A 9,071-nucleotide genomic window follows, 5' to 3' on the forward strand; every position below is an offset into this window, starting at 1 on the left:
ATTATATTTAGTGTTTTTCTTGACTTCATAGCTAATCATTCGCAATAATTTATAATGCGAAAAAGAGTCTAACAGAAAGTAAAAGATATGATACCACTATAACGGATATAATGCCTACATTATATTTTATCGACACTCCCATATACTTTACCTCAAACATGAATAAAGCAATACGAGTAATCGCATAAGTAAGAGAATAGATGATAAGAACAATATAAATATTGTGAGACACCAAAATACAAACGACAATTGAAATAATAATCGCAACTATCCCTATCAAATTTATTACGAATCTAACATCTTGTTTATTCATCACTTTAAAAATAGGTAATAACGGTTCAGATAGTATTACTGGGACCGAGAAAATTGTCAAACATAATGCCATTTTACCGGCATCCTGCCACCCATCACCCAATATCCATACTAAAAGATAGTCACCTCCTAAAACAAAGAATAAAATGGGTAATAAAGATAATATCATGCATATCTTTATCAAACGGTGTGTAAGTAAAGAGAACCTCTCCTTATCGTTAATAGATTCAGCTAACTCTCTAAAACTAACTCTAGACATTGAAGTACCAATAAGGGTTATTGGAAGTAATAAAAGCTGAACAAGAATCGTATAACAACCTATCTCACCTTTATCGAAATGAGCAGATAGAATGAGCAGAACAATATTACCAAGAGAATACTCAATTAACTTAGCAGGTGCATCAAATAAAGGATACTTCTTGTATTTAATCGCAAGTGACTTAATATTGTTAAAAGAAAAAATATGTTTATTATTCTCTCTGAAAAAATTAAGAACTCGTCTCGTAAGAATAACGGCTGATAAAAAGACAGATATTATATTACCGATTACCAAGCCCATTTTAATCGGAACCCAAGAGCCAAATAATAATCGAGTAGCGGCTTGTGATGCTCCTTCTGTAATATTAGCATATGACATGCTATTATAGAAAGAATATCTGTTAGCCACAACAGTAGCCAAAGAATTAACAAGAGTAAAAAGGAGAATAACAATCAATAAAGGTAAAGATGGGAAACTTGTAAAAAAAACAAATCCGAACAAGGATCCTAATAGGAAAACTATAGTAGTAATAGCGATAACAGTAACCCCACAAATCATACAAAAAGATATTAGGCCAGGAATTTCTTCTTCACGATCAGATTGAACTATTGCATATTCATATGAAACAAATAAAATGCTGGATACTATTGTGGCAACGCTAGATATAATACCCCAAATCCCATAATCCTCTGGTGTATATATACGCGTTAGAATCGGTGTTACCAAAATGGATAAACCCATCATGATAACAGAGCTAGCTGATAACTTGAAGGTATTCCTAATGAACGGTATATTTAGAATGCCTGTTATTCTATCTTTTAATATCATTATCGAATAAATAAATGATAATTACTTTGAATTAATAAGATGATTATAACCCAAGGAACAATACTATTCACAAAATCAAAACTGAATCTATGATGTCATTATATTTTTAACAAACGCTCTTTGAGAACATACATATTTAAAACACGTATCAAACAAATTTCTTCATCGCTACTGGGTTGAAACTCCATTAAATATCCACAGATAATTCACCCGGAATCAAATCTATTCTACTTCTCTCAATAATATTGAGCTAATGTTCTAGAGTTAATCTCTTCCTTCATTTCGTCAATCACCTTCAAGAGATATTGTCCATACTGGTTTTTGAGCATAGGTTTGGCCAGTTCACGCATCTTTTCTTCGCTAATCCAACCGTTGCGGTAAGCAATACCTTCCAAACAGGCCACCTTTAAACCCTGGCGCTTCTCAATCACCTCTACGAATGTTGAAGCTTCAGCCAAGCTGTCATGCGTGCCAGTATCTAACCAAGCAAAGCCACGGCCAAATACCTGAACCTTCAGTTCACCATCTTTGAGGAATTCTTGATTCACTGTGGTGATTTCCAGTTCACCACGAGCTGATGGCTTTATTTGCTTGGCAACATCTACAACCTTATTAGGATAGAAATAAAGACCTACTACCGCGTAGTTGCTCTTAGGTTTTTTAGGCTTTTCTTCTATAGAAAGGCAATTACCTTGCTTATCAAACTCAGCAACGCCATAACGCTCTGGGTCTGACACCCAATAGCCAAAGACCGTTGCCTTATGGTTTTCTTCTGCATCCTTTACTGCCTTACGAAGCAAACCCGTGAACCCGCTGCCATAAAAGATGTTGTCACCCAATACCAGACAGGCACTGTCGTCACCAATGAATTTCTCACCAATGAGGAACGCCTGTGCCAGTCCATCAGGAGAAGGCTGCTCTGCATACTCAAAGTGTACCCCAAAGTCTGAGCCATCGCCAAGCAAGCGCTTGAAGCCCGGAAGATCGTAAGGAGTAGAGATGATAAGGATATCTCTAATCCCAGCCAGCATCAATGCACTGATAGGATAATAAACCATTGGTTTATCATAAATTGGGAGCAACTGCTTGCTCACACCCTTCGTGATAGGGTAAAGTCTTGTGCCAGAACCTCCGGCTAAAACTATTCCTTTCATATCTTTATAGCATCTATTTTTCTGTTAATCCATTCGAAATTAACCAAAACAAACATTCAAATATCCTTTTTTATAAATGTACTTTGTGAACCAAGAAGGTCACGATGATGGTACAATCGTAAAGATGGCTGATGGCTGAAGTATGATGTCTGATGTTCTAACTGCGGACGAAGAAGATTTACAACCATATCCGTATTCATCATACAGTCAGAAGGCACTTTGCTCATCACGAACTCACGCAGGATGAAATTGATTGCCGCCTCGTTAATCGTATCGCTATAGCCCAAAGGCTTCAGCCAAGCCCTCATCTCGTCGATGGTATAGACATCCCCCTTCAGAATTTGCTCCTTCAGAGGCTCTGTCACTTGACTATTGTCGACTTCCTTCGCACCTCGGCAAATCAAGCGAGCTCATTTGCACTCGGTTTGGCGTCAGTTATCTTGATATTCTTGATTTTTGTTTCCTTGAATACCATACACTTTATTCTCAGCTTTAGTCTTTTTTCAGAGATTGATTCACTTCTGCAAGGTGTTTTATATAACCTGCATGATTAGGATTCTTTCTCAGCAGCTCTTCATACAATGATTTTGCTTCTAACAGTGATTCTTTATCACCAGTGAAATTATATTCTTCAACAAGATATTCTGCAATATAAAACCTACAATCATCTTGGTGAAAGATGGTTTCACCCAAGAATTGTCTGAAATCATTATAAGCTGCTATCCTAGCCTGATGGTTTCCACCAATAAACATGTCAACATTCCTTTGAAACCTAACTTCTTCATGTCTGTAGCGTGGCCACTGTGTACCCACATTATTAGCATCATAAATAAAGAAAGATGGAGAATAGCTATTCCACCTAATTCCATTTGGTAGTTGTTGTATTCCGATATCATGTAACACTATTGGATGCACAAGCAAGTGTTCCGTCTTGTTGTGACCAACCAATGTAGAATTGTCCGAATAGCGAACCACAGGACTGCCATCGGCAGCCACCGATTCAACATTGGCATACTCAAACAAGTAGCCATTGCTTATCAGTATTAGTTCGTCAGCAACATATGATATCATATTCTTAGTGCTCTTGTTCTTTTTAGTCACAATCTTTGTTCTGACTGGCAGTATCGAACTGCATCGCTCAGCGACCACCTGTGCAATCAGAAGATGTTTGATGTTTTATGGATGATGTATGATGTGATAAGAGATGGATGATGTATGAAGTATGATGTTTGACGTTATTCCACGCCGTCCAACTTTTTGCAGCGATGTGTAAGTACCTTAACCAATTCCTCTGCATCTGCATAGAGACTATTGAATTGGATATCTGTCAGATAATTGTTTCTATGCAACAGTTCCAACCAATACATACTCTCTCGGGCCTCCTTCAAGGCTATATATGACTTTGATTTGAAATCTGCTTTACTAATTGCGCTTGACGCTTCTGCATTGTTTGCTCCGACACTCGTGCCAGACCTCAATAGTTGGTTACAAAGATTCGAGACAGCTTGCAAGTACACAGGAATAGATTTGTTATAGACTCGTTTCCCATTTACCATCTTGTAGCTAGGCTTCTTATTAGCAGCCTGCTCTAACAAGTAGTCATTGAGCTTTATTATGCGGTCGCCAAAAGCCAAGCACTTGGTCTGTATGGCATCGGAGATTTCAGACATGATATAAGATTTCGTTGGATGAGGATTCAACCTTTGTTCATATTGGCAGGGAGGATTCGGTCTACTATGACGAAGGATGCTTCAATATGATAGACGTACACCCATTTACGGTTATGAGATACCATCCGGCGTGCCTCGGGGTGTATCTGACGCAGTGTCATTGATGTTGTCTTGCCATAGAGATCAGCATAAAATGCCAACGTCTTTATCTCCTCACGCATATTATTGGCATAGCGAATAGCTCCTTCCACCGTCATCATAGACTTAAGGAACTTGCGCAATTCTGCCATGTCTGCACGAGCTCCATGACTGATTCGAACCTCATAGATTTGCATAATCCTCGCGCACCTTGTCTATCAGTTCATCGAAGTATTCGTCCACAGACATTGTACTGGCCATTATCCTATTTCGGGTGGAAGTGGCATTGAAATTCTGCTTCGTATCTGTTGCTTGATTGGTTACTATCATAATACTGCTTTTATTTTGTGGGCAAAGATACGAAAAAGATTTGAATCTTATCGCACTTTGAACCATTATTTTTCAATTTTTGTATTTTATGCTGCATGCCTGCTCTGCTGTGTCTTGTAACTTTCGTTAACAGTCAAAGTGCAAAATATCTTAATGCTATTGCAGGAATGCCTGAATTATGCTAATTTTGTAGTGAAAAGACCAGGAAAGGTCCGATTCCCGGATGTCTGATGAATGTCGTAAAGATGTTAGATGGAAGAAGGAAGATGGAAGATGTTGCTACACCCATTCTATAACTCCTCTTATTCTGTATCATTGATTTTTTTACAGCGATGATGGAGAACTTTTACCAACTCCTCACAGTCACCATATATAGACTCGTATTGCCTATCATCAATAAAACTATTCCTATGAAGCAATTCAATCCAATAAAGTGATTCTCGAGCCTCCTTTAGTGCAATAAAAGATTTGCTTTTGAAATCAGCTTTACTAATGCCGTTACATGCCTCGGCATTATTGGCTCCAATGCTGGTTCCTGCCCGAAGTAACTGATTGCAGAGAAAGATGTTAGATGGAAGAAGGAAGATGGAAGATGTTGCTACACCCATTCTATAACTCCTCTTATTCTGTATCATTGATTTTTTTACAGCGATGATGGAGAACTTTTACCAACTCCTCACAGTCACCATATATAGACTCGTATTGCCTATCATCAATAAAACTATTCCTATGAAGCAATTCAATCCAATAAAGTGATTCTCGAGCCTCCTTTAGTGCAATAAAAGATTTGCTTTTGAAATCAGCTTTACTAATGCCGTTACATGCCTCGGCATTATTGGCTCCAATGCTGGTTCCTGCCCGAAGTAACTGATTGCAGAGATTTGACACGGATTGCAAATGAAGTGGGATGGAAGAAGGAAGATGTAAGATGGAAGATGTCTTTTGTCCAGGCTTACGTTGCCTCAATTCTTTCTTATATTTCTCATGCTCCATCGCAGCCTGTGCCAGCAAATAGTCATTGAGCTTTATTATGCGGTCGCCAAAGGCTAGGCATTTTGCTTGTATCGCATCTGAGATTATTGACATAGTCGAAGTAAGAGGTGATATGTAAGAAGTAAGAATTTAATATTCTGCTTGCGTATTTCAAATTTTTTTTTACCTTAGCGGCAGAGATGTCAGATGTATGATGGCTGACGGCTAAAGTTTTCTTTACAACGTCTTAAATGCCATCCTCAGGGCTTTATTCCCTTTAGCCTCCCAACAAATGAAATTGTTGTGGAAATGTTGTAGGAAAATCGGCTCTCTTTTCATAACTTGCTGAGTATCAGTGGCGGTAAAAAAGTGGAGTATCTATGGGAAATCTGTATTGAGAGTTGCTAACGCAAGAAAAATCAATTTCACTATAATCTTTAAAGAAAATCCTTACTAGAATGCGCAACAGTACGTTGCTCTGCAGGAGGAGTTTCTTGGGGATCGCATCTTAGATGCTCGAAATCTTGAGAAGAATCTTCAACCAGAATCTCTAAACACTAAACACTAAACACTAACCTATAAACTCTAACCTTTAACCTATAACCTCTAAACACTCCGTGTTCTCCGTGTGATCTGTGGATTTAACAGAATAGTTCTTCTATTCCTGGACCCGATGGAGTATCAGTCCCAGTAACGTGGTTGCCCTTTGGAAAACGGTGGTTGTCATAACGTTGGTTTTCGTCGGCGATAGAAGAAGAGTGATAGAGCAATCCTGCGTCATTTCCTCTTTCTATTTGATGGAGTCGTTGGCGGTCACCGGCTGCGGTGATAGTGCCTTATTGTTATTGACTGGCATCATATAAATCCTTTTTTTACGGTTTTCTGAGTGACCCTCAGGTCATCATTTCCCTTGTAGCGTACAAAGGTACGCATTTTTCTGTATATAACATCAAAATGTTACAAAAAAATTTATCCACGGAGGACACGGAGGGCACGGATCATCGGAATTTATACGGAATTTATACGGAATGTTTTTTGGTTGCGCGAGCGCAAGAAATCTTTGAAGGAAATCTTTAATAAAATATGGCCTGTGGCCAGAAATAATCTATCACTCAGCCTCCATAAATATAATCTTTAACTAAGATGAAGTATGAGGTCTGAAGTCTGAGGTTTGAAGTCTGATGGACTGGTCTTTGTCATCCTACGATAATCTCAAAATAAAAATCTCGACTGAAAATGCGCAACAGTACGTTGCTCTGCAGGAGGGGCTTGTTTTGGACGCTTACCGCTTACGTATTTATTTGATAAATACAAATATCATATTTTGATATTCTCAACTGCAGGTCCTGTTTTAAACTCCAATCTGCAGTTATATCTTGATATGAAATTTTTCTTCGCTATTTCTGTTATTGAATTTCCTATATTACTTGGTATCTTACGCCCCACTATTCTCGCTTCTCTTTTTTTAACAGCAGAATCCTTAAACAAAGGATTTTTCAATGTTGCCTCTACTTGTTTTATCGCATGTTGTATGTTTACGCCTTTCAACTCAACAAACAATTCAAATAACGTTTGATTATCTAAATCAAGCAAAACCAATTTGTCGCACTTGACAATATCATAATCTTTAATAATACCACCATCTATGGCATATACGGCAGACATGTATTCTTGCGAAAAATTTGCTCTATACACTTGTCCGCGCTCACCAACAGATATACCTTTTCTTTTGTTCCATTCCTGTTCAGGTTGACCATCAAAAGCATCCAACTTATCCTTCAGCGTTGCCATATATAAGTGAATTTAATTCAAATGTATAATTGTCCACCAATTCTGAAACAGAATCCAAGAAATCTCCTTTTATAAAACCATATTCTTCGTCTACAATATTTTCAAAGCGTCCATTCTTTATACAATATGCAGAATAAGCCTCTTTAGGAAGAACATAATCCTCAAGTCCAATGTCTCTAACTTTGTCAGGTGACTTTTCGTATGCTATGGATGCCAACATCATAACATTCAATGCCGTTAAGACATATGGGCTATGAGTTGTTAAAAACACCGTACTTGTATATCCCGTAGATTTCTGTTCCATCTTTTTCAAGAGTCCCACTAACATTTTGACAAGTTCAAACTGAGCTTTTGGAAACAGATTCTGTTCCAACTCTTCAATAAACATGTGAAAAGATTGATATGACGAACGATTCAAAATGCTATTTAGTACATTTTCAAGAGAAGCGGGAATCTTATTAATTTTAATTGGTTTTGAAGTATCTTCACTTCTCAACATCTCACTTAGTACAGCAGACAGAACCTTTACATCTATTTTAGAATCAGTTAACAGATTCAACTGCTTCAAATATTCGACTGGACTTATCTTTGCAGAAGTACCCACTTCACCTGCAAGATAAGTAGCAAGCACCTGTATAGGTAAAGCAGACTGTACTCCACTTGATGCATAATATGGCTTTATCTTTGAATGTCCATCAGCCAATGTCAAAACATCACCATATTTTTCATCATAATGATACTTCATTTTTTCAACAAAGACTAAATCAAGCGGATGTGCTACATTAAACTGCGACCTCGCCTCTCCCCATTCCAGTATATAATTGAACAACATATCAACATCTTTCGATCTGTATAAGTTTTCTATATTCTGGATAGATGACAACAAATTCCTTTCTGAAGGCAAGAAACTTATTTTCAGATTATGTTTGATTTCTGCAAACTTAGGTTTTCTAACAATCTTTGCGTTGCTTTTTTTTCCTCGCATTTCTATCTGTATAGCATAACCATCGTATTTAATACAACTGCTATCAGAAAGAAAATCATCATTAAAATGATGAAATTTCTTAAGTTCATTCCAAAAGCGATAATAATGAGTATATTTCGAAACAATACTATCACCACCAATCATGACTTGTTTTTCGAGCCAACAACAAAAACACAAAATCTTCATGAATGTACTTTTGCCTGTACTCTGTTCACCGATTAACAGCATAACTTGAGAAACTGGAACAATTCCCGTTTCCCTCAAAGGTCCTATATTTCGTATTTCTATTGTCTGCATAGTATTTAAGTTTTATGCTAAGAGTGTGATCTGTGTGGTCCGTGGATGTTTTATCATCGGATCATCGGAATTTAAACGGATTTAGACGGATTTTTTTAGTAGCTGCGCTAGAAATCTTTGGGGGAAATCTGTATTAAGATGTTGCTGACGCAAGAAATAATCTATCACTCAGCCTCCATAAATATAATCTTTAAAGAAAATCCTTAATAAAATGCGCTCTTCCTCAGGGTGTTGCCCTGGGCTAGGGAAACCATTGGGCTTTCAGCCCGTTTTTGCTTGTGTATCAAAATCTTTAGAAGAATCCTAACTGAAAATGCGCAACAGTACGTTGCTCT

Annotated in this window: 11 protein-coding genes; all 11 read right to left on the reverse strand. The window is 37.6% G+C overall.

Annotated elements, in window-relative coordinates; genetic code table 11:
- Nucleotides 1-49: 49 nt before the first annotated feature.
- The gene (locus CIK90_RS02115; RefSeq protein WP_094464227.1) at nucleotides 50-1,399 is read right to left on the reverse strand and encodes a lipopolysaccharide biosynthesis protein; all 1,350 of its coding nucleotides are present in this window, start codon (nucleotides 1,397-1,399) and stop codon (nucleotides 50-52) included.
- A gap of 236 nt (nucleotides 1,400-1,635) precedes the next feature.
- The gene (gene rfbA, locus CIK90_RS02120; protein ID WP_094464228.1) at nucleotides 1,636-2,553 is read right to left on the reverse strand and encodes a glucose-1-phosphate thymidylyltransferase RfbA; all 918 of its coding nucleotides are present in this window, start codon (nucleotides 2,551-2,553) and stop codon (nucleotides 1,636-1,638) included.
- A 56-nt stretch (nucleotides 2,554-2,609) separates the two neighbouring features.
- Nucleotides 2,610-2,918, reverse strand: coding sequence for a hypothetical protein (locus tag CIK90_RS02125; protein WP_094464229.1), 309 nt, complete (start codon nucleotides 2,916-2,918; stop codon nucleotides 2,610-2,612).
- A 127-nt stretch (nucleotides 2,919-3,045) separates the two neighbouring features.
- Nucleotides 3,046-3,654, reverse strand: a complete 609-nt coding sequence (locus tag CIK90_RS02130) for a hypothetical protein (RefSeq protein ID WP_144007197.1) — start codon at nucleotides 3,652-3,654, stop codon at nucleotides 3,046-3,048.
- A gap of 134 nt (nucleotides 3,655-3,788) precedes the next feature.
- A complete protein-coding gene (locus CIK90_RS02135) occupies nucleotides 3,789-4,223 on the reverse strand; it encodes a four helix bundle protein (protein WP_254046250.1) in 435 nt (144 codons plus the stop codon).
- A gap of 26 nt (nucleotides 4,224-4,249) precedes the next feature.
- Nucleotides 4,250-4,558 carry a hypothetical protein gene (locus CIK90_RS02140; RefSeq protein ID WP_094390743.1) on the reverse strand — a complete coding sequence of 103 codons (309 nt, stop codon included), beginning with the start codon at nucleotides 4,556-4,558 and terminating at the stop codon, nucleotides 4,250-4,252.
- Nucleotides 4,545-4,691 (reverse strand): hypothetical protein, encoded by a 147-nt coding sequence (locus CIK90_RS14075; protein ID WP_158214994.1) that lies wholly within the window; start codon nucleotides 4,689-4,691, stop codon nucleotides 4,545-4,547. The genes CIK90_RS02140 and CIK90_RS14075 overlap by 14 nt, the downstream gene beginning before the upstream one ends.
- Nucleotides 4,692-4,993: 302 nt before the next feature.
- Nucleotides 4,994-5,299, reverse strand: a complete 306-nt coding sequence (locus CIK90_RS02145) for a four helix bundle protein (RefSeq protein ID WP_254046251.1) — start codon at nucleotides 5,297-5,299, stop codon at nucleotides 4,994-4,996.
- Nucleotides 5,300-5,312: 13 nt separating this feature from the next.
- Nucleotides 5,313-5,777 (reverse strand): four helix bundle protein, encoded by a 465-nt coding sequence (locus CIK90_RS02150; RefSeq protein ID WP_094464231.1) that lies wholly within the window; start codon nucleotides 5,775-5,777, stop codon nucleotides 5,313-5,315.
- A 1,203-nt stretch (nucleotides 5,778-6,980) separates the two neighbouring features.
- Entirely contained in the window at nucleotides 6,981-7,454 is a 474-nt protein-coding gene (locus CIK90_RS02155; RefSeq protein WP_094464232.1) for a hypothetical protein, read from the reverse strand.
- On the reverse strand, nucleotides 7,435-8,736 hold the full coding sequence (locus CIK90_RS02160) for an ATP-binding protein (protein ID WP_094464233.1): 1,302 nt from the start codon (nucleotides 8,734-8,736) through the stop codon (nucleotides 7,435-7,437). Before CIK90_RS02160 ends, CIK90_RS02155 begins: the two co-directional genes overlap by 20 nt.
- Between the last annotated feature and the right edge of the window lie 335 nt (nucleotides 8,737-9,071).

The organism is Prevotella sp. P5-126, from assembly GCF_002251185.1.
Taxonomy (GTDB): domain Bacteria; phylum Bacteroidota; class Bacteroidia; order Bacteroidales; family Bacteroidaceae; genus Prevotella.

Bases quoted from the DNA above. Each gene is read 5' to 3' on its own strand.
- CIK90_RS02115 (WP_094464227.1), bottom strand. From the start codon at position 1,399: ATGATATTAAAAGATAGAATAACAGGCATTCTAAATATACCGTTCATT.
- rfbA (WP_094464228.1), bottom strand. From the start codon at position 2,553: ATGAAAGGAATAGTTTTAGCCGGAGGTTCTGGCACAAGACTTTACCCT.
- CIK90_RS02135 (WP_254046250.1), bottom strand. From the start codon at position 4,223: ATGTCTGAAATCTCCGATGCCATACAGACCAAGTGCTTGGCTTTTGGC.
- CIK90_RS02140 (WP_094390743.1), bottom strand. From the start codon at position 4,558: ATGCAAATCTATGAGGTTCGAATCAGTCATGGAGCTCGTGCAGACATG.
- CIK90_RS14075 (WP_158214994.1), bottom strand. From the start codon at position 4,691: ATGATAGTAACCAATCAAGCAACAGATACGAAGCAGAATTTCAATGCC.
- CIK90_RS02145 (WP_254046251.1), bottom strand. From the start codon at position 5,299: ATGGGTGTAGCAACATCTTCCATCTTCCTTCTTCCATCTAACATCTTT.
- CIK90_RS02150 (WP_094464231.1), bottom strand. From the start codon at position 5,777: ATGTCAATAATCTCAGATGCGATACAAGCAAAATGCCTAGCCTTTGGC.
- CIK90_RS02155 (WP_094464232.1), bottom strand. From the start codon at position 7,454: ATGGCAACGCTGAAGGATAAGTTGGATGCTTTTGATGGTCAACCTGAA.
- CIK90_RS02160 (WP_094464233.1), bottom strand. From the start codon at position 8,736: ATGCAGACAATAGAAATACGAAATATAGGACCTTTGAGGGAAACGGGA.